We start from the raw sequence: 19,232 nt of genomic DNA on the forward strand, positions 1-19,232 counted from the left end.
AACGATCAACCGGCCGGCGCGCGCTCGTGCAACGCATGTTCGACTTATTTTAGGGCGTGCGCGGTCATATCAAGAGCCGGCAAACGGCATAAGACAAAAACACGGGGTTCAGAGCGGGGGATTGTGCGGAGGCGCACACAAAAGAAAAAAGGCGCACAGATCACCGTGCGCCTCTCGACGAAGCAGCTTAAAAGGGCGCGGAGCCGAAGCCGCGCCGTTGGCGTTCAGTCGCCGAACAGCTTCTGGCGCAGTTCGCGGCGTTCCTGCGCTTCGAGCGACAGGGTTGCCGTGGGCCGTGCGAGCAGACGCGGAACACCAATCGGCTCACCGGTTTCTTCGCACCAGCCGTAGTCACCCGAATCGATGCGCGCGATCGATTGCTGCACCTTCTTCAGCAGCTTGCGCTCGCGGTCGCGCGTGCGCAGTTCCAGCGCATGCTCTTCTTCGATCGTTGCACGGTCGGCCGGGTCCGGCACGATTACTGTTTCGCGCAGGTTCTCGGTCGTCTGGCCGGCATTGCGGAGAATGTCCGCCTGCAGCTGTTCGAGCTTGTTCTTGAAGAAAGCGAGCTGATCCTCATTCATGTAATCCTTGTCGCTCATCTTCAGGATTTCGGCTTCAGTCAAGAGTCGTTTCGTCGTCATCTGGCTTGCTTCTTCAATGTGAGGCAAAACTCTTACATAGTGCCCGCACTTTCGTATTGCCCGCAAAGGCGCCACGAGGACGCTGAGCGCTGGGCGGGCACGGACGATGGGCTGTCGGTGACGCCGAAGCGCCTTGCGCCCACGCGCCGGGCGTCGCTACGCCAATGCGGGGCCGAACTCCTCTGGAAACCGTTTCTCAAATGCTCCTGAGGCATTGCTTGCCGGCAGCGAGCATTGTCTGCTGTGCCAGCCGGCATTGTCGGCGTGAGTTCCGGATAAGATTTTCCGGCGCCGTTTCAGGCCCGGCGCGGAATACGCGCTGACCGGGCAATTCGTTGTCATTCTCCAGTGGGCACGTATTGTAACTGAATCACAATCCAGCACCGCAACTGGTGAAAATACCCCGGCGGCGCACTGATATCCCGAAAATATAACGCGCGCACGGTCAAAAAGCGATGGTCGTGCACGCTTTAATACAGCAGGGTTTTCACGTGCTTTTCACACAGCCGACATTTCAGCAGGCTTTCGGGGCGCTCCTCTCGGTATTCTGCAGACGATTACCGCGATGCCCGCCGGACACACGCTCATGATTAGCGCGCTCCAGCATGCCGCGTGCCGTGCCATTTGCCTGACCCAGTAAGGCGCGGCACACGTGACGCTTACGCCAGACAGGCGTCCAGGCCATCGGTGATCAGGTCTTGCGGCAGTTCGATGCCGATGAACACCATCTTGTTGGTCTTCTTCTCGATCGGCTGCCATTTCGCGGCCAGATCGCTGCCCATCATCTGGTGCACACCCTGGAACACCACCTTGCGGTCGACGCCCTTCATATACAGCACACCCTTGTAGCGCAGCAGGCGCTCGCCGTAGATCTGCAGGATGCCGCCGAGGAAGTCCTCGAGTTTGTTCGGATCGAACGGACGGTCGCTGCGGTAGACGAACGATTTGATCTTGTCGTCATGGTGCGCGTGATGGTGATGCGCGTGATCGTGGCCTTCGTGGTCGCACTTGCCGTGATCATGATCGCAGTTTTCGTGATCGTGATCGTCGTGATCGGCATGGGTGTGGCCGTGCTCGTCATGCGCGTGAGCGTGGCTGTGAGCATGTTCGTCTTCAGCGAGGAAGTCCGGGTCGATTTCGAGCTTCGAATTGAGGTTGAAGCCGCGCAGATCGAAGATTTCCTTGATGTCCGCTTCGCCGAAGTTGACGACCTTGATCGCCGCACGCGGGTTCATGTGCAGCAGGCGATGGCGCAGATCGTCCAGGTGCTTTTCGTCGACCAGATCCGACTTGGTGATGAACAGGCGATCGGCGAAGCCGACCTGGCGTTGCACCACTTCGTGCTCGTCCAGTTGATGGTTCGCGTGCTTCGCGTCGACCAGCGTGATGATCGCGTCGAGCAGGAATTCGTTGGCGATCTGGTCGTCCATGAAGAACGTCTGCGCGACCGGGCCCGGATTGGCGAGACCGGTGGTTTCGATCACGACACGGTCGAAATCCAGTTCGCCGGACTGCTTCTTCGCCGCCAGATCGCCGAGTACGCGCGACAGGTCGCCACGGATCGTGCAGCAGATGCAGCCGTTGCTCATCTGGATGATCTGCTCGCTCGTGTCTTGCACGAGAATTTCGTTATCGATGTTCTCTTCGCCGAACTCGTTTTCGATCACGGCGATCTTCATGCCGTGCTTTTCGTTCAGGATGCGCTTGAGCAGGGTGGTTTTGCCGCTGCCGAGAAAGCCGGTCAGGATGGTGACTGGGATCATATTGGTCGCCTTGTACGTGAGTCTGTGCGTAATCGAATTTACAGCGCGAATGTGCAACAGCCGCGCAAGCTGCGGCGAATGCGTCTGCGAATCCGGTTTGCCGGGCGCGGCAGCCTGACGGCGCGCGACCCGATCTAGCCGGATATTGAAACATATCTGTCAAGCCGGCGCTGGCAGCGGGGGCGAACCCCTTCGCGGCACGTGGGAAATAACCCTGAAGCTATGGGCGATCAGGCAATTTGCAACAGCAGGCCTTTCAGGTATTCGCCTTCGGGGAAGGCGGTGAGCAGCGGATGGTCGACCCCGGCGCCGAGGCGCTTGAGAATCCGCGCATCGACACGCGCATCGGCCGCCGCGCCTGACACGATCTTCTGGAACAATTCGGAGTCGATCGCGCCGGAGCAAGAGTAGGTGAACAGCAGGCCGCCCGGGCGCAGCAGCTTCAGGCCGGTCAGGTTGATGTCCTTATAGGCGCGCGAGGCGCGGTCCACGTGTTCACGCGACGGCGCGAATTTCGGCGGATCGAGCACGACCAGGTCGAAGCGTTCGCCTTCGTCGTACAGGCGGCGCAGGGTTTTGAACGCGTCGGCGTCGAGCCAGGTGGCGCGTTCGGCGTCGAAACCGTTGGCGGCCACGTTCTGCTGTGCGATCGCGAGCGCGTCGCCGGACGAATCGATCGACACCACGCGCTTTGCCCCGCCTTTCAAGGCCGCCAGCGAAAAGCCGCCGGTGTAGCAGAAGCAGTTCAGCACGTCGCGATCCTTCGCCAGCTCCTGCACCAGCAGGCGGTTGTCGCGCTGGTCGACGTAGAAGCCGGTTTTGTGGCCGTTGCGCACGTCGACGTGATAACGCACGCCGTTTTCGCTCGCGATCAGCGCTTCCGACGGGGCTTCTCCGGCCAGTACGCCGGTGATCTGCTCGAGCCCTTCTTTCTGGCGAATCGACACGTCCGAGCGCTCGTAGACGTTCGGGCAGCCGGTCGCGTCGGTCAGCGCCGCGACGATCGCTTCCTTCCATGCTTCGACGCCCGCCGCCATGAACTGGCACACCAGCTGGCTGCGCTGGCCTGCGTCCTCAGCGACGTAGTGATCGACGATCAGGCCAGGCAGGCCGTCCGCTTCGCCGAAAATCAGCCGCACCGCGCCGGTGTTGTGCACCATCGTTTGACGATGCGCGAGCGCGCGTTGCACGCGGCGCTTGAAGAACGCGTGGTCGATCGGCTCCATTTCGTCGAAGCTCCACACGCGTGCGCGAATCTGCGAATGCGGGCTGTAGGCCGCGCGGGCGAGGAAGCGGCCGTCGTGCGCGCGCACCAGCACGGTCGCGCCGGGCGCGGGATTGCCGTCGACGCGATCGATCACGTTGGCGTAGACCCACGGATGGCGGCGCAGCAGCGATTTTTCTTTCGACGGTTTGAGCGTAACGGTATTCATCAGGGTGTCAGCAGGAGCAGTAGGCCGCGTGGACAAAGAGGCACACGGCAGGTGAAGCGAAGGCGGAGACCGCAAGCCGCAAAAAGCAAAGAGCGGAATCAGTCGCGTTTTTTGGCGCGCGGATGCGCCTGATCGTAGACGTGCGCGAGATGCTGGAAATCGAGCGCGGTGTAGACCTGCGTGGCGGTGATGCTGGCGTGCCCGAGCAGTTCCTGCACGGCCCGCAGATCGCCGCTCGATTGCAGCACGTGCGTGGCGAACGAATGCCGCAGCACGTGCGGGTGCACATTGGCGGGAATGCCGGCGACCAGCGCCGCGCGCTTCACGCGATCACGCACGACATTCGGCGACAGCCGATTACCGCGCGCCGAGAGAAACAGCGGATGCGGATCGTGTTTCACCATCTGATCGCGCACCGCGAGCCACGCGTTCAAGGCGTCGATCGCTTTGCGGCCGACCGGCACGATGCGGCGCCGGTTGCCTTTGCCCAGCACTTCGACTTCGGCGGAGTCGAGCTTGAGCCAGCCCGCGGAGCGGTAGCCGTCGGCGTCAGCAAAGCGGGCGTCGAGGCCGACCAGTTCGGACAAACGCAGGCCTGACGAGTAGAACAGTTCGAGCATCGCGTGGTCGCGCAAACCTTCGGGCGTCGCAGCGGGCGGGCTTTCCATCAGGCGTGTGGCGTCGTCGACGGAAAGCGCTTTCGGCAGTGCTTTGGCCTGCTTCGGCGCCCGCACGGTGGCGACCGGGTTAGCCGGCAGATCGACGCGACCCGCGAACCAGCGGTAAAACGCTCGCCAGCACGACAGCCGATGGCTGATCGAGCGCGCCGTCAGGCCGCCGGCATGCGCCCGTGAAACCGCGCCGCGAATATCGACAGCGGTGAGGCTTTCGAGCGGCCGGCCTTTGGCCAGCAGCTTGAGCTCTTCGAGTTCGTGCGTGTAGCCGCGCAGCGTATGCGCCGACAGTCGCCGCTCATGTTCGAGATTCGACAGATAGGCGGCGATCGGGTCGGCTTCGGTCACGATGGCCTTTGGCGGGATCGGCGGACCAGCGGCTTTAGCGCGGCAGCAGACGGCTCAGCGCCGCGCTTGCCAACGCGCCGATCTGCGTCAGGAAATCGGTCGCCATGCCGTCGTGGAAGCGGCGGGCGTCGGCCGAACCCATAACCAGCAGGCCGAAGGTGGACGCTTCTTCCTTGCCTTCGGGGTCGCGCAGTGCAAGCAGCGCAATCGACTCAGTGGCGTGCGCGGACTCGCCTGTACCGCCTGCGGACCCGTCGTCGCTCACCGCCGACACCGCCGGCACCAGCCACTGCGCCGCTTCGAAGCCGGTGTTCGCGCCACAGTACGGCGTGGTGAGGCTATTCGCGAAGATTCGCACTTCCTCGCCGACATGGCGCGCGAACTCAGCCTGCGCATACGGCTCGGAGACATCCCACACGCGCAGTGCGGCTTGCGGCACGTCGAAAATATCGCGCAAGCCGTTGGAGATCGTGCGCGGCAAGGCGTACGGATCGCGCTCGGCCATCACGCGGATGGTCCAGCGATTGAATTTCGAGGCGATGCTGTCGTTTTCGTGACCGTAGCGCAGCAGTTCGGCCAGACGCCGTTCGAGATGCTTGTTCTTGTCGCGCAGCATTTCCATCTGCCGCTCCTGCAGCGACACCGCGGCTTTGCCGTGCGGGTTCGCAAGCCGGATGGTCGCGAGCATTTCCGCGTGTTCGGCGAAGAATTCGGGGTTGGCGAGCAGATATTCGGCGACTTCGCGATCGTTCATGGTTTCGGCTAAAGGACTACGGGACGACGCCTTCGGGCGGCGCATCGGTCATGAGTTCGGTCGGCCGGTGAAAGCGCTGTTTCGTCCGGCCTTTCATCGGCTTCTTCATAGGCCTGTTCGAGGCCACGTGTCTGGTACTTCCTGGGCCGATCGCTCGGCCGCTGAATCGGGTAGTGCGCTGGCGCGGGTCAATCGGCCAGTTCGATCTCGCCTTCAAAAACGGTTGCTGCGGGGCCGGCCATCAGCAGCGGCGCGCCGTCTTGCGTGCTGTCCCACGTGATGGTCAGCTTGCCGCCGTGCGTGTGCACCTGCACCGGCGCGTCCAGCAGCCCGCGGCGAATGCCGGCAGCGACTGCCGCGCACGCGCCCGTGCCGCACGCCAGCGTTTCGCCGGCGCCGCGTTCGTAGACCCGCAGCTTGATCTCGCTACGGCCGACGATCTGCATGAAACCCGCGTTCACTCGCTGCGGGAAACGTGCATGCCGTTCGATCACCGGACCCTCGACGAGGACCGGAAAATCTTCAACATCGTCGACCACTTGCACCGCGTGTGGATTGCCCATCGACACCACCGAAATCCAGCGCGTCACGCCGTTCACGTCGAGCGGCCAGAGCGTGTCCGCACCCTCGCGGCGGCCTTCGAGGCCTTTGGTGGCGAACGGTACGCGCTCCGGTTCGAACACGGGGGCACCCATGTCCACCAGCACCTCGCCGTTTTCCTGCATGGTCAGCAGGATGGTGCCGTTCTGCACTTGCACGCGCACGCTGCGCTTGTCGGTCAGGCCGTTGTCGCGCACGAACTTGACGAAGCAGCGCGCGCCATTGCCGCAATGCTCGACCTCGCCGCCGTCGCAATTGAAGATGCGATATCTGAAATCGACGCCGTCCACGGTGGGCTTCTCGACCAGCAGCAACTGGTCGGCGCCGACGCCGAAATGCCGGTCCGCGAGCGCGCGCACCTGCACCGGCGTCAGATTGACCGGTTGGGTGTAGCCGTCTAGCACGACGAAGTCGTTACCCGCGCCGTGCATTTTGGTGAATTTCAGTTTCATCGCGCTATTGTAAGTGACGCGCCCGCAGGTGCGGCCGAACGCCGTTTTATTTAAGCGTTCGGGCGCTTTTTTCGAAGGCCGCTCAGTAGACGCTCGGCTCGCCCGGCGGCCGGGTCTTGAAGCGCTTGTGCACCCAGTAGTACTGCTCGGGGATCAGCGGAATCTGCTCTTCGAGGAAGGCGTTCATGCGGCGCGCGTCGGCGTCGTCGTCGCCGGTGGGATAGTTGTCCCAAGGCTTGAAGACCTTCAGCCGGTAGCCCTTGTAGTTCGGCAGCACCTCGCCGATGAACGGTACGACTTGCGCATGGCCGACCCCGGCGAGCCGCCCGACGGCCGTCAGCGTGCAGGTCGGTACGCCAAAGAATGGCACGAACGTCGAATTGCGTGCGCCGTAGTCCATATCGGCGCCGAGCATGACCGGCTTGCGGTCGCGCAACCAGCGCAGAACGATGCGCGCACTGTCGGCGCGGCTTGCCATGTCTGCGCCGAAGCGGCCGCGCGCGGCGATCGCCACGTCGTCGAGCACCTTGTTGGACATCGGCTGGTAGAGCGCGCCACACTGCCGGCGCAGCGCGTGATTGATGAACACGGAGCCCGCCTCAATGCCGACGAAATGCGCGCCGAGCAACAGGGTGGGCGGCATGTCGGGGTCCAGCAGATCGATCTCGCTATCCACCTGCACGAGCTTCTCCAGCTTCTTTGCGGACCCGAACCACTGAACGCTGCGTTCGACATAGCTGCGGATCGCGTGGCGGAAGTGTTTCTGCGCGATCTCTTCGCGATGCTCGGCGCTCCACTCCGGGAAACACAAGCTCAGATTGATGTGGACGATGCGCTTACGGTTGCTGGGGATCTGATAAAGCAGCCAGCCCAGCCCGTCGCCCAGTCGCGCAACGAAACCGTACGGCAATAACGCCAGAAATTTCAGCAGTCCAATGGCCAGGTAGGCACCAACACGACTTAGCATGCCTCCCCTCCGTGTAGGGCGTCGAGCGACGCTTTGCTCAAGAAACCTGAAGACGGGTCGAAATACACCACGGGTGATCACTCTGTGACAATCGAAGGAAGTCGCTATAATAATGGCTTCGCCGAGTTAATAGACAACTTGCGGGGCGAAGCTGGCGGGTGCGATCCATGGGATAGGCCCCCTGCCGGTAAGGTAATCCGCTAAAGCGTCGCCGCTTCAAGGCTCCCGAAGCTGGCTACGTGAAACTCAACCGTAACCACACAACAGGAGTCTGCAACGTGGCAAACGACTATCTCTTCACCTCCGAATCCGTCTCCGAAGGCCATCCCGACAAAGTCGCGGACCAGATCTCGGACGCAATCCTCGACGCCATCCTGACCCAGGACAAGTACTCGCGTGTCGCAGCCGAAACGCTGTGCAACACGGGTCTCGTCGTGCTGGCCGGTGAAATCACCACCACCGCGAACGTCGATTACATCCAGGTCGCGCGCAACACGATCAAGCGCATCGGCTACGACAACACCGATTATGGTATCGACTACCGCGGCTGCGCGGTGCTGGTGGCTTACGACAAGCAATCGCCGGACATCGCCCAGGGCGTGGACCGCGCGCACGACAACAACCTCGATCAAGGCGCCGGCGACCAGGGCCTGATGTTCGGTTATGCGTGTGAAGAAACGCCGGAACTGATGCCGCTGCCGATCCACCTGTCGCACCGTCTGGTGGAGCGTCAGGCGAATTTGCGCCGCGACGGCCGTCTGCCCTGGCTGCGTCCGGATGCGAAGTCGCAGGTTACCGTGCGTTATGTCGACGGCAAGCCGCATGCGATCGACACGGTCGTTCTGTCCACGCAACACTCGCCGGACATCGATCTGGCCACGCTGCGAGAAGCCGTGATCGAAGAAGTCATCAAGCCGACGCTGCCGGCTGACCTGATCAAGGGCGACATCAAGTTCCTGGTGAACCCGACCGGCCGGTTCGTGATTGGCGGCCCGCAAGGCGATTGCGGTCTGACGGGCCGCAAGATCATCGTCGATACGTACGGCGGCGCGGCTCCGCACGGCGGCGGTGCGTTCTCGGGCAAGGATCCGTCGAAGGTCGACCGTTCGGCGGCTTATGCCGGCCGTTATGTCGCGAAGAACATCGTGGCGGCTGGTTTGGCGTCGCGCTGCCTGATTCAGGTGTCGTACGCGATCGGCGTTGCCCAGCCGACGTCGGTCATGGTCAACACGTTCGGCACGGGCCGCGTGTCGGATGCAACGATCACGCGTCTGGTGCTGGAGCATTTCGACCTGCGTCCGAAGGGCATCATCCAGATGCTCGACCTGCTGCGCCCGATCTACGAGAAGAGCGCGGCTTACGGTCACTTCGGCCGCGAAGAGCCGGAATTCACGTGGGAAGCCACGGATAAGGCTCTGGTGCTCGCCGAAGCAGCAGGCACCGAACCGGTTGTCGCGCTCGCCGAATAAGCGCACGCAGTCCGCTTCAGCAAAAAACCCCGCCGGCGCAAAGCCGGGCGGGGTTTTTTTATTGCCTTCGAATACGCTGTACGGTGGGGCGATGACGGCGTCAACGCCGCAACGGGATGTGCTCGCTGTAGCTGGAATGCGGACGTGGGGCCATTCGAGGCTGAATTGGCGCCTCGCTCAACGGCTCATTCATCTGCTGATTCAGCGGCTCGCAAACGCGAACGCAAACCAGCCGGTGCTACCACTCGTCGACATCCGGCGCGGGCGGCGGCTCGTACTTTGCGGGGCGACGACTGGCGCATTGCGCGTGGCGGTGAGACGCAGCGGCGTCGGTTTGCGCAGCAGCGTGCGCAGCGAAAAGCGGCGCGAACTGCCTTGCAGGCGCAGTGCGGAGAAGAAGGTGTGGAACCACGTGCGAATGCCGTCGACCGCTTTGGCTTCGCGCCATTGTTCGCCTAAGGCGCGAGTGCGGGTGGCATGGTGACGCAGTGCACGCACGACATGGCGGCGCGCCGGACGCGCCGCTTTCAATGCGGCGCGGGTAAGACGGGTGCTCAGAAGAGTATGCATGGCTTCACAAGTAGGCAACGTGTCGCGCGACGGAGTGTGCGCCAGAAGGAGCAGCAAATGTGCCAACGGCGGTGTCGCGATGGACGGCGCGAAAGCCCGGAATTCGACTGGAAAGGACACGGAGGACGGCGGAGTCGGCCCTGGCGGCCTGTGCGTGCCGTAAAAGTGCGGGAGGAACGATCAACATTTGTGCAGGCTACACGCGATTCATGACGTCAGAAAGTCGGTTTTTACCCTGCGAATACGGGTTTTTACGGGGTGAACGCGACGTGCGTGTTTGCGCGGTCGCGCCCTTTGCGATCGATTTTCGTGCGTGCGTGCCCTGACAGCGTGCCATGCAAACCGCCCATTCGCGTGAAAGTAGTGCGTAAGGTCATGGCTTCCCGACAGGTGAAACAGCGCACGGTCCGATCGCGCCCGTTTTACAATCGAGCATCAGTCAGTCGAAAGTAACGGAACACCATGTCACTTCACTCGAAGAAAGAGCAGATTCAAACGTTGCGGGAGCAGGGATTTGTCGTCGTGCCGGGACTGGTTTCGCCCGAGCGTTGCGCTGAACTGAAGCAGATTGCGGAGCGCCAGTTGCAGGAAGCGGCGGCGCCGATCGAGTTCGAAGCGGATCTGCGGTATCCGGGCGCACCGGAATCCAAACACGCGCCGGGCGGACATACGGTTCGCCGCCTGCTGGATGCGTACGGGCGCCATCCGCATTTTGCGCAATGGGCGACCGCGCCGGAAATTCGCGGCTGGATGGAGTTGTACTTCGGTGAGGAGCCGCGCCTATCGCGGGCGCATCACAATTGCATGATGACCAAGCACCCTGCCTATGGCAGCTTGACCGGCTGGCATCGTGACGTGAGGTATTGGTCGTTCGAGCGTGACGACCTGGTGTCGGTGTGGCTTGCGGTCGGGTCGGAGACGGTAGATAACGGCGCGTTGTGGTTGGTTCCGAAATCGCACAGCGCAGTCTTCACGTCCGACCGCTTCGACGAGGCGAAGTTTTTCCGCTCCGATCTGGAAGAGAATCAGGCGTTGATTCGCACCGCGGTTTCGCCGGAACTCAAGGCCGGCGACGTGGTGTTCTTTCATTGCAACACACTGCATTCGGCTGGCAAGAATCTCAGCGATCAGGTGAAATTTTCTTTGGTGTTCACCTATCACGGGGCGAGCAATGTGCCCCTGCCGGGATCTCGCTCGGCGGCCAAGCCCGAAATTGCCTTTTAGGTTTTTTGCCTTGCGCGGCGCGGATGTCCGTTGGTCCCGCGCCGCGCAGGCAATGAACGCTCTACCGCTTGCGTCCGGAAATAGCCACCCCGGTCAGGCCGGCAATCGTCGCGATAACGCCGCCCACAATCAGCATGATCGCCTTGTTGGTCGGAGATCCGGTGAACACGCGGGACACTTCGCTGCTGACCGAGTTGAACGCCTGCCCGCCGAAATACAACAACACGATACCGCCGACAATCAGCGCGATTGAAATCGCTTTCGTCATGAATCCATCCCTCCGCTAAGCTTTGATCGGCCAAAGTGTAGGGGAGCCGCAAGCCGCCGTCCATCCCGCATAGTGGGCGCCTGCACGCATCACGGCGATTGGCTACCATAGCGGTCTGGCCTCACCCATACCTGAATATAAAACCTGCACGCCTCCCGCAGCATGTGATTTCCTCACGCCCGTGATCGCCGGGCGACTTCAACATCAAGGACACTAGCAATGGCTTACGAAGCAGCTTCAGAACGCTATTCGGACATGCAATACCGCGTCTGCGGCAAGTCAGGTCTCAAACTGCCGGCGCTGTCGCTGGGCCTGTGGCACAACTTCGGCGATACCACGCCGATCTCCACGCAGCGCGACATTCTGCGCACGGCCTTCGATCTGGGCATCACGCACTTCGACCTCGCCAACAACTACGGCCCTCCGTACGGCAGCGCCGAAACCAATTTCGGTCGGCTTTTCAAGGATGACTTCAAGCCGTATCGCGACGAACTGCTGATTTCGTCGAAGGCAGGTTGGGACATGTGGCCGGGTCCGTACGGGCAAGGCGGTGGCTCGCGTAAATACGTACTCGCGAGTCTCGATCAGAGCCTGCAGCGCATGGGCCTCGATTACGTCGATATCTTCTATTCGCATCGTTTCGATGCCGATACGCCGCTCGAAGAAACCGCCGGTGCATTGGCGACCGCGGTGCAGCAGGGCAAGGCACTATACATCGGGATTTCGTCATACTCGGCCACCAAGACGCTCGAAATGGCGAAGCTGCTCGCTGAGTACAAGGTGCCGCTCCTGATTCATCAGCCGGCGTACAACATGCTCAACCGCTGGATCGAACAGGAATTGCTGGACACGCTCGAGAAAGTCGGCGCGGGCGCCATCGCGTTCACGCCGCTCGCGCAGGGCTTGCTCACCGGCAAATATCTGAACGGCGTGCCGGAAGACGCGCGCGTCAACAAGCCGGGCGGCGGTTCGTTGAAGCAGGAGCATTTGAGCCCGCAAAACATCGAGCACGTGCGCAAGCTCAGCGACATCGCGCAGCGTCGCGGACAAAGCCTCGCGCAGATGGCGCTCGCCTGGGCGCTGCGCGATCCGCGCGTCACGTCGGTGCTGATCGGTGCAAGCCGCGCGGAACAGGTGCGTGAGAACGTTGGCGCGCTGAAGAACCTCGCGTTCTCGAAGGAGGAGCTGGCGGAGATCGATCGCTACGCGACCGAAGGCGGCATTAACCTGTGGGAAAAACCGTCGACGGATCAGGCGATCTGATCCCGTGGCGTTTCAGGTCGTAGTTAGAGACACGCCTTAGAAACGAAGAAAGCCGCCCGTGAGGCGGCTTTTTTTCAACGCAGTTCAAGCGCACACGCTTCCCGCGCAATGGCCGAAGCGACTGCGTTCAGTCGACCGAACCATCGGCGAAGCGCACAGACCGCCTTCGCCGGACCCCGTTACACTAGCGCAGGCAAGCCTTCGACCAGCACGACCGCGAACACCACGCCGATTAGCGCGCCAAGCACGCGTAACGCGTTGTGCCGAAATTCCGTCTTGCAGGGGAGCGCGCCGACAAACAGGGCACCGGCCAGCGCCATCGGAATGACCAGGATTAAATCGCCAATCGTGAAGTAGGTCGTCATACCCGTCTCCTTATGTAATTCCAACGCGGGCAGCGGCTCGATTTCTGGAGTCATGCACTGCCAACGGTCGATTCGAGTATAGGCGACGGTTAGATCAACATAACAACGTCTTGCGGCGCTGCAGCGCGTCTTCGCAGACTGCTGAACCCAGTACCGCAAGGGCCGCCGCGATTGGCGCGTTGCAGCAAAAACCCCGTAAAAAGTGAAGTGTTTGCTTACACAGGCCTTACTTTCCAGGCTTGTTCGATGCGCTGCGGATAGTTCTCGCCTGACTGGGGTACACCCCATGCAGGCCACGTTTCACGCTGCGTCCAGGCCATGTTTCCCCAAAGCCGATTAGCAGCGTTCCCTCATACCGTGATCCGTTCGCGTTGACGCAGGCGCGTGGCCGCAACGAGGCCTACGACAAGCAGCACGCCGACCAGTCCGGCGACACCGTTCCAGCCATCACTTGCCCATACGCGCCCGCCATAAGAACCGACCACGCTCGAACCGATGTAATACGCGAGCAGATACAGCGCGGCCGCCTGGCCTTTGGCTTCCTTGGCGAGGCGTCCGACCCAGCCGCTCGCCACCGAGTGTCCGGCGAAAAAGCCGAACGTCACGAAAGCAATGCCGGTCGCAATGGCTGCCAGCGGATGCAGCATCGTGAGCACGAGTCCACATGCCATCAGCAGCAAGCTGGCGGTCAGCACGCGCGCCCGGCCGAAGGTGTCGGCCATGCGGCCCGACCACGGCGAGGCAACCACGCCCGTCAGATAGACGACGAAAATCGCACCGATCTCCGTCTGACTCAGCAGATACGGCGGCGCGAGCAGCCGGTAACCGATGTAGTTGTAGAGCGTGACGAAGCTGCCCATCAGCACGAAGCCGAGCAGAAACAGCAACGGCAAGCCGGGTCGCGTGAATTGTTTGAGCAGGGCGGTGCGGTGATGGGAAAAGCCGAGCCCGCGACGCGGTACGAAATGGTGCGACGGCGGCAGCAAAGCGCGAAACGCGAGCATCGACAAAATGCCGAGTACGCCGATCGTACCGATTGCCACGCGCCACGAAAACAGATCCGCGACCACGCCGGTGATCACACGCCCAGCCATCCCGCCGATCGCTGTGCCACCGACATACAGCCCCATCGCCAGACCGAGTCCATCCGGGTGTACTTCTTCCGCGAGGTACGCCATCGCGACGGCGGGCACGCCACCGAGCGCGAGGCCCTCGAGCGTGCGCAACACGAGCAATTGATGCCAGTGCGGCGCGATCGACACGCCGATCGTCAGCAGCGCCGACAGCGTGAGCGATGCCGTCATCAGCTTGTGACGGCTCCAGCCTTCCGAGACGAAACCGGCGATAAATATGGCGAGCGCGAGCGCGGCTGTCGTCAGTGACAGCGACAAGCTGCTTTGTGCCGGCGTTACGTTGAACGCCGTAGATAATGCAGGCAGCAATGGCTGTACGCAATACAGCAGTGAGAAGGTGGCGTAACCCGCGAACAGTAGTGCGATGCTGGCGCGCCAATAGGCATGCGTGCCGCGTTCGAGATAGGGAATGTCAGGGACGGCAGGCACAGCAGCGGAAGTGAAAGAAGCAGACGAAACAGGAACAGCCGAAGCAGCAGTCCGGTGGGAATCCGGCGATGCGGTCACGAAAAAATCTCCTTTGGGTGCGCAAAGTACTCGAAGAGGCCAAGGATACGCTGGAGAGACTGAACGGGTGCGCGCGCCGCGAGGTCAGCGGACCTGAATACGCTCCTTTCGCGCTGACGGCATGATTTTGATATATCGCCCCGGCTGGGTTTATGATGATCTCGTTACGACGCTTTACGCCCAGATCATCGGCCCGGCGCGCTGTAATGGGAATAGGGCGAAACGACGGGTGAAGAGCCCCGAGTTCGCGCTTTCCATGGCCCCGCAAAACGGGAACAATGACTCGAACCTCTCACGCGTCTTACGCGCAGCAGATTGGGTGCGTACGCAACGTTATCGGCGAAGCGGCGCTTTTATCATCACCTTGACCGGCGCGGAAACCATAAAGCCGGCTATGGGAGAAACGGGGAAACATCATGCAAATCGGTTCCATTGTCCGATCGGTGCATATCGCGGTGCCGCAGGGCGCACGCGGGATTGTCATGCGCATTCTCGGCGACATGGCTATGGTGGCCTGGTATGCCGGCGAACCCGGCACATCGGAGCATCTCAATACTGAACCCTTTTTCCTTGAAGATCTGATCGATACGGGCGAGCAGGTTCGCCCGTCTAGCGCACAGGTGCATTGAAGCTGGTTTGAGTCCGATTCATGGTGGTTGCAGGTGGCTGTAAGCCGCAAGGTGAGCCGACGTCCTCGTCTTTGACGGCGGCGCGGCGCACAATGCGGACATGAACGACGACAATTTCGACCCACAGGACGGCGCCGATAGCGCCGTACCTTTCGCCCGGCTCAAGCCGGAAATCGTGCTCGACGCGCTCGACAGCGTGCTCAGCAGCGTCGGTGTGTACACCGACGGCCGCATGCTGCCGCTCAACAGCTACGAGAACCGCGTGTACCAGGTCGGCGTGGAAGACGGGCCGCCCGTGGTCGCCAAGTTCTATCGTCCCGAGCGTTGGACCGACGCCGCCATTCTCGAAGAACACGCCTTTGTCGCCGATCTCGCCGCGCGTGAGATTCCGGCCGTGCCCGCGCGTGTTTTCGAAGGCCGCACGCTGCATACCTTCGACGGTTTCCGTTTCTCGATCTTCGAACGCCGCGGCGGCCGTGCGCCCGATCTGGACCGGCGCGATACGCTCGAATGGCTGGGGCGTTTCATCGGTCGCATCCATGCGGTTGGACAGACGCAGAACTACACCGAACGCCCTACGCTCGACATCAACACGTTCGGCTACGAGCCGCGCGACTTCCTGCTGTCGCACGACTTTGTGCCTGACGATGTACGCACCGCCTGGCAGACCGTGGTGAATCTCGCGCTTGAAGGCGTCGAGCGCGCCTTCGAGCGTGCCGGCGATATTCGCATGCTGCGAATGCACGGCGATTGTCATCCGAGCAATGTGTTGTGGACCGACGCGGGTCCGCATTTCGTCGACTTCGACGATAGCCGCATGGGTCCGGCAGTGCAGGATTTATGGCTGCTGTTGCCCGGCGATCGCGTCGAGGCTTCGCGTGCGCTGGCTGATCTGCTCGCCGGTTACGAAGACTTCTGCGATTTCGAGCCGCGCGAACTGTATCTCGTCGAAGCGTTGCGTACGTTGCGGCTGATTCACTACCAGGCGTGGCTCGCGCGCCGTTGGGACGACCCGGCGTTTCCGGCGGCGTTTCCGTGGTTCAACACGCAGCGCTATTGGGAAGACCGCATCCTCGAACTGCGCGAGCAGCTCGGCGCGATGGAGGAAGGGCCGCTCTGGCCGGTTTGAGCGGTAGCTGTTCTACGGCGCCTGCGACGCCACGCTCGACGATTCCACCAGCGTCGATTTGACGATTACTTCGGCGCGTACGTCGCGCCCGATCGCTTCGATCGCGGGACGCATCTGCGCGAAGTCGTCGGGCGTGCAAACTTCGCTATCGAAATGGGTGGCGCCGTCGCGCGTCATCGTCACCACGTTGCTGAGCGGATCGAACGTGTACTGCGACTGGAAATCGACGAAGCGGTCCTGGGTTCGCTTCGCTTCCGGCATCTCGAGCACGTGAAAATTCGCAGGCAATGTAATGCGCGCGCGTTCGTGCAGCGCCAGGTTGTGGCAGATGAATGGCTGCGTGCGCTGCCGTTCGCCGAGCCAGTAGCGGGTGCCCGCCTCGAAGCCGCCGGCCAGACTGGTCAGCGCCGGAATCGATGCCGCGGCGCCCGGCACCACCAGACTTTCGAGCGTGCCTTTCATCGTGATCGTCAGCGGGCCGTCGCCAACGCTGAGGTCGCTGGTGGTCAGCGTCGCGGTGCCGCGCAGGTTGGCGCTGCGCAGTTCCGCCTGGATCGAGTCCTCACGTTGCGCGGGCGTCTGCGTGCGCAACATCGCGCGCGCCTGTTCGGCTGTGGCGCCCGATGCTTCCAGCCGATAGGTGAAACTCGCCGAGCCATCCGGTTCGACCTTGATCGACAGGTCGGTGCTGCGCGTTATCAGCTCGGAGGCCGGCGTTTGCGCGACCACCCCCTGATTGACGAGGACGGTAGGCCGGTTCATATCGGACGACGGCAAAAAGCCGAATTCGACATTCGATGCGGTCGAGTCCGCGTATTGCTGCAAATCCGGCAGCCAGGTGATTACGTGATTGATGACGCCGTAGCCCGGCACGCTGGGCAGCGTATAGATCGAGCCGCTGCTGATCAGGGCCGGCTCGTTGCGAACGCCGACGGCGTCGAGCATCGCGCCGTACAGCGCCACGTGATCCTTGCAGTCGCCATAACGGTTCGCGAGGATCGCGCTTGCACTGTGCGGCACCACCGAGTCGCGCCCAACATAGATCGCTACATAGCGGACGTTCCGGCGCACCCAGTCGTACAGCGTTTTGGCCTTGTCGTGCGGGGTGTGGTCGCGTGTGGTGAGGTTTTGCGCAAGGCGCGTGACGGCTGAGTCGCGCGCGCTCGGGTCGGCGGCGGACGCCCTGTAACTCGCGGCGAAAGCGGCGTAGTCCGGAAAGGTCGAGACCATTAGCCGGTCGCCGTACGACACGTACGCGATCGAGCCGCGCTCCAGCCGGCTGAAATGCGCCTTGTCGTAACGGTATTCGTAGCGTGTGCGGCCGTCGCGCGTAACCGGTTGAAGCGCGGTGAAGCCGCGTGCATCGGCATAAAGCGGCTTGCCGGCGGGCAGGTCGTAGATGAGGTGAAAGTTGTGGGTCGGCGCGAGATCGGGCGGCGTGAAGTCGCTGAATTCGCCCGGCTCGATCGGCTGCTTTTGCGTCTTGCGATAGGTGAGGTGCACGCGCGCGCCGGGTTCGACAGCGGGGAACACGATCACCTTTTCCTGGATGTCCTGAAACATCGGTGCGTCGAACGAGCGGGCTTCCTGCACGTCGCGGATCTGCTCGGGCTGCACGTCGTGACGCACGCCGTCGGCGGTGGTCGTGTAGGCCTCGATGATCTGCACGTCCGCCATATTGCGGTTGAACCAGACGTATTGCTGCGCCACTCGCGCGACGCCTGCTTCGTTGTTCACGCGCAGCGTCATCGAATCGAGCTTCGAGAAGGAGCCGTCGGCGTTGACGGTGAAGGTCTGCGTTTCACCTTCGTTGGTATAGGGATCGTCCAGTTTGGCCGCGATGCTCGCGCTCGCGCCATGAACACCGGCAAGCCAGCCGAGAGAGGCAAGACAGACCAAAGAGGTGAGGCGCATGGCTGGCAGGTATCCGGAACGGCAACGTTGACAGGATCGCCAGCTAGAGTCGGTTTGCGCCGCCTGGATGTCAAGCGGATACCAAGCATTGCGATTGAGCAAATGCCCTAATTGTGTAATGATATCCATTCTCAATTGAAAGGCGCCGCCAGCTTTCTGTCACATTTCTCCTCCTCTGTGACTGCCAGCCAGCCTCTCAGCCGGACGGCCTGGACCGCAAGCCGGGTCTGTCTGGCCTTTCTTCTCGAACTTTCCTTTACCGCTGGTGAGAGCGAGCGCTTCGTCGCCGCCCGTCGGCGAGGGTTTAACTTGCTGCGCCTGGAGCATGGATGTGAACGCGCCTGATTCGATCGATATGAAACCTGCTGCTGGTGGCGGCACGCAATACACGGCACATAGGCCGGAGCGCGGCCATCCTCTGATGGACGACGCCGAGCAGGCGGCGCGGCGCCAGCGTTCGCGGCGGGCGAATTTCATCAAGTGGTTGCGCAAGGTGCACGGCTGGGTTGGCCTGTGGGGCGCGGTGTTGGGGCTGATGTTCGGCGCGACGGGTTTTCTGCTGAATCATCGGGGCGGACCGTTGAAGGTGTCGTCCGGTGAGCCGCAGGTCGAGGAGATGCAGATTCCCGTACCGCAGAAGAAACTGGGTTCGCCGATGGAGATGGCGAAGTGGCTCAAGGGAGAGTTGAAGATCGACGGCAAGCCGGGGCGGGTGAAACGCGAGCCGGCGCATCCGGTGGCGTGGGGCGATCGCAGCACGATGCAGCCGGAGTTCTGGCAAGTCGGGATTTTTGGGCCTGCTCAGAATGTGCAGGCTGAGTATTGGGTTGGGAATGGGTTTGTGGCGGTGAAACGCACGCAGAATTCGTTTCTTACTACGATGAATAATTTGCATCGTGGTGTGGGGTTGAGTGTTGGGTGGGTTTTGTTGATCGATACGATTGCGGGGGGGATGATTTTGCTTTCTCTGACCGGTGTCTTGCTGTGGACTGAGTTGAATAAGCGGCGCGTGGTGGGTGTCGTGCTGATTGGCGGCTCGGTGGTTGCCGCTGTGGTTTGTGGGTTAATGTGAGTTGGGTTTTTTCCTTGCCTGCGCGGCGCTTTTGTCCGTGTTCTTGGGGCGTTG

Annotated in this window: 18 protein-coding genes; 6 read left to right on the top strand and 12 right to left on the bottom strand. The window is 62.0% G+C overall.

What is annotated here, in order from left to right:
• Positions 1-224: 224 nt before the first annotated feature.
• The 7 genes from dksA to M0D64_RS30290 all read right to left on the bottom strand — a co-directional run bounded on the left by dksA (position 225) and on the right by M0D64_RS30290 (position 7,635).
• Complete coding sequence (gene dksA, locus M0D64_RS30260) at positions 225-644, bottom strand: RNA polymerase-binding protein DksA (protein ID WP_054037155.1); 420 nt, start codon at positions 642-644, stop codon at positions 225-227.
• Between the two features lie 659 nt (positions 645-1,303).
• Positions 1,304-2,407 carry a GTP-binding protein gene (locus M0D64_RS30265; protein ID WP_153134252.1) on the bottom strand — a complete coding sequence of 368 codons (1,104 nt, stop codon included), beginning with the start codon at positions 2,405-2,407 and terminating at the stop codon, positions 1,304-1,306.
• 230 nt (positions 2,408-2,637) lie between these two features.
• Positions 2,638-3,840: a class I SAM-dependent rRNA methyltransferase gene (locus tag M0D64_RS30270; RefSeq protein WP_154559687.1), complete on the bottom strand. Its 1,203-nt coding sequence runs from the start codon at positions 3,838-3,840 to the stop codon at positions 2,638-2,640.
• A 98-nt stretch (positions 3,841-3,938) separates the two neighbouring features.
• On the bottom strand, positions 3,939-4,862 hold the full coding sequence (gene xerC / locus M0D64_RS30275) for a tyrosine recombinase XerC (protein WP_171925206.1): 924 nt from the start codon (positions 4,860-4,862) through the stop codon (positions 3,939-3,941).
• A gap of 34 nt (positions 4,863-4,896) precedes the next feature.
• Positions 4,897-5,616 (bottom strand): DUF484 family protein, encoded by a 720-nt coding sequence (locus tag M0D64_RS30280; RefSeq protein ID WP_171925205.1) that lies wholly within the window; start codon positions 5,614-5,616, stop codon positions 4,897-4,899.
• Positions 5,617-5,804: 188 nt separating this feature from the next.
• Positions 5,805-6,668 (bottom strand): diaminopimelate epimerase, encoded by an 864-nt coding sequence (gene dapF / locus M0D64_RS30285; RefSeq protein WP_171925204.1) that lies wholly within the window; start codon positions 6,666-6,668, stop codon positions 5,805-5,807.
• A gap of 82 nt (positions 6,669-6,750) precedes the next feature.
• Entirely contained in the window at positions 6,751-7,635 is an 885-nt protein-coding gene (locus M0D64_RS30290) for a lipid A biosynthesis lauroyl acyltransferase (protein ID WP_171925203.1), read from the bottom strand.
• 278 nt (positions 7,636-7,913) lie between these two features.
• Between M0D64_RS30290 and metK the strand changes: the two genes are divergently transcribed.
• Complete coding sequence (gene metK / locus M0D64_RS30295; RefSeq protein ID WP_168435638.1) at positions 7,914-9,104, top strand: methionine adenosyltransferase; 1,191 nt, start codon at positions 7,914-7,916, stop codon at positions 9,102-9,104.
• Positions 9,105-9,305: 201 nt separating this feature from the next.
• Here metK and M0D64_RS30300 read toward each other — a convergent pair whose 3' ends face one another.
• A complete protein-coding gene (locus M0D64_RS30300; RefSeq protein WP_266240704.1) occupies positions 9,306-9,674 on the bottom strand; it encodes a hypothetical protein in 369 nt (122 codons plus the stop codon).
• A gap of 462 nt (positions 9,675-10,136) precedes the next feature.
• On the opposite strand from M0D64_RS30300, the gene M0D64_RS30305 reads away from it, so the two are divergent.
• Positions 10,137-10,898 carry a phytanoyl-CoA dioxygenase family protein gene (locus tag M0D64_RS30305; protein ID WP_154559692.1) on the top strand — a complete coding sequence of 254 codons (762 nt, stop codon included), beginning with the start codon at positions 10,137-10,139 and terminating at the stop codon, positions 10,896-10,898.
• 61 nt (positions 10,899-10,959) lie between these two features.
• On the opposite strand, the gene M0D64_RS30310 is transcribed toward M0D64_RS30305, so the two are convergent.
• Positions 10,960-11,166 (bottom strand): DUF3185 family protein, encoded by a 207-nt coding sequence (locus M0D64_RS30310; RefSeq protein ID WP_154559693.1) that lies wholly within the window; start codon positions 11,164-11,166, stop codon positions 10,960-10,962.
• A 219-nt stretch (positions 11,167-11,385) separates the two neighbouring features.
• Between M0D64_RS30310 and mgrA the strand changes: the two genes are divergently transcribed.
• A complete protein-coding gene (gene mgrA / locus M0D64_RS30315; protein ID WP_154559694.1) occupies positions 11,386-12,429 on the top strand; it encodes an L-glyceraldehyde 3-phosphate reductase in 1,044 nt (347 codons plus the stop codon).
• Positions 12,430-12,608: 179 nt separating this feature from the next.
• Here mgrA and M0D64_RS30320 read toward each other — a convergent pair whose 3' ends face one another.
• Both M0D64_RS30320 and M0D64_RS30325 read right to left on the bottom strand, forming a co-directional pair.
• Complete coding sequence (locus M0D64_RS30320; RefSeq protein WP_097390922.1) at positions 12,609-12,794, bottom strand: hypothetical protein; 186 nt, start codon at positions 12,792-12,794, stop codon at positions 12,609-12,611.
• Between the two features lie 350 nt (positions 12,795-13,144).
• On the bottom strand, positions 13,145-14,356 hold the full coding sequence (locus M0D64_RS30325) for an MFS transporter (RefSeq protein ID WP_168435642.1): 1,212 nt from the start codon (positions 14,354-14,356) through the stop codon (positions 13,145-13,147).
• 494 nt (positions 14,357-14,850) lie between these two features.
• On the opposite strand from M0D64_RS30325, the gene M0D64_RS30330 reads away from it, so the two are divergent.
• Together M0D64_RS30330 and M0D64_RS30335 are read left to right on the top strand one after the other, a co-directional pair.
• The gene (locus M0D64_RS30330) at positions 14,851-15,063 is read left to right on the top strand and encodes a hypothetical protein (protein ID WP_035554043.1); all 213 of its coding nucleotides are present in this window, start codon (positions 14,851-14,853) and stop codon (positions 15,061-15,063) included.
• Between the two features lie 100 nt (positions 15,064-15,163).
• Positions 15,164-16,192 (top strand): serine/threonine protein kinase, encoded by a 1,029-nt coding sequence (locus tag M0D64_RS30335; protein ID WP_154559695.1) that lies wholly within the window; start codon positions 15,164-15,166, stop codon positions 16,190-16,192.
• A gap of 12 nt (positions 16,193-16,204) precedes the next feature.
• Here M0D64_RS30335 and M0D64_RS30340 read toward each other — a convergent pair whose 3' ends face one another.
• Positions 16,205-18,106 (bottom strand): DUF3857 and transglutaminase domain-containing protein, encoded by a 1,902-nt coding sequence (locus M0D64_RS30340; RefSeq protein WP_266260470.1) that lies wholly within the window; start codon positions 18,104-18,106, stop codon positions 16,205-16,207.
• 331 nt (positions 18,107-18,437) lie between these two features.
• Between M0D64_RS30340 and M0D64_RS30345 the strand changes: the two genes are divergently transcribed.
• Positions 18,438-19,178: a PepSY-associated TM helix domain-containing protein gene (locus M0D64_RS30345; protein WP_266260471.1), complete on the top strand. Its 741-nt coding sequence runs from the start codon at positions 18,438-18,440 to the stop codon at positions 19,176-19,178.
• Positions 19,179-19,232 lie beyond the last annotated feature (54 nt).

This window comes from Paraburkholderia sp. WS6, assembly GCF_030464835.1.
Lineage (GTDB): Bacteria > Pseudomonadota > Gammaproteobacteria > Burkholderiales > Burkholderiaceae > Paraburkholderia > Paraburkholderia madseniana.

Excerpts from the sequence above, each read along its gene's own strand:
- dksA (WP_054037155.1), bottom strand. The coding sequence starts at position 644 with ATGACGACGAAACGACTCTTGACTGAAGCCGAAATCCTGAAGATGAGC.
- M0D64_RS30265 (WP_153134252.1), bottom strand. The coding sequence starts at position 2,407 with ATGATCCCAGTCACCATCCTGACCGGCTTTCTCGGCAGCGGCAAAACC.
- M0D64_RS30270 (WP_154559687.1), bottom strand. The coding sequence starts at position 3,840 with ATGAATACCGTTACGCTCAAACCGTCGAAAGAAAAATCGCTGCTGCGC.
- M0D64_RS30280 (WP_171925205.1), bottom strand. The coding sequence starts at position 5,616 with ATGAACGATCGCGAAGTCGCCGAATATCTGCTCGCCAACCCCGAATTC.
- dapF (WP_171925204.1), bottom strand. The coding sequence starts at position 6,668 with ATGAAACTGAAATTCACCAAAATGCACGGCGCGGGTAACGACTTCGTC.
- M0D64_RS30290 (WP_171925203.1), bottom strand. The coding sequence starts at position 7,635 with ATGCTAAGTCGTGTTGGTGCCTACCTGGCCATTGGACTGCTGAAATTT.
- M0D64_RS30300 (WP_266240704.1), bottom strand. The coding sequence starts at position 9,674 with ATGCATACTCTTCTGAGCACCCGTCTTACCCGCGCCGCATTGAAAGCG.
- M0D64_RS30305 (WP_154559692.1), top strand. The coding sequence starts at position 10,137 with ATGTCACTTCACTCGAAGAAAGAGCAGATTCAAACGTTGCGGGAGCAG.
- M0D64_RS30310 (WP_154559693.1), bottom strand. The coding sequence starts at position 11,166 with ATGACGAAAGCGATTTCAATCGCGCTGATTGTCGGCGGTATCGTGTTG.
- mgrA (WP_154559694.1), top strand. The coding sequence starts at position 11,386 with ATGGCTTACGAAGCAGCTTCAGAACGCTATTCGGACATGCAATACCGC.
- M0D64_RS30320 (WP_097390922.1), bottom strand. The coding sequence starts at position 12,794 with ATGACGACCTACTTCACGATTGGCGATTTAATCCTGGTCATTCCGATG.
- M0D64_RS30330 (WP_035554043.1), top strand. The coding sequence starts at position 14,851 with ATGCAAATCGGTTCCATTGTCCGATCGGTGCATATCGCGGTGCCGCAG.
- M0D64_RS30335 (WP_154559695.1), top strand. The coding sequence starts at position 15,164 with ATGAACGACGACAATTTCGACCCACAGGACGGCGCCGATAGCGCCGTA.
- M0D64_RS30340 (WP_266260470.1), bottom strand. The coding sequence starts at position 18,106 with ATGCGCCTCACCTCTTTGGTCTGTCTTGCCTCTCTCGGCTGGCTTGCC.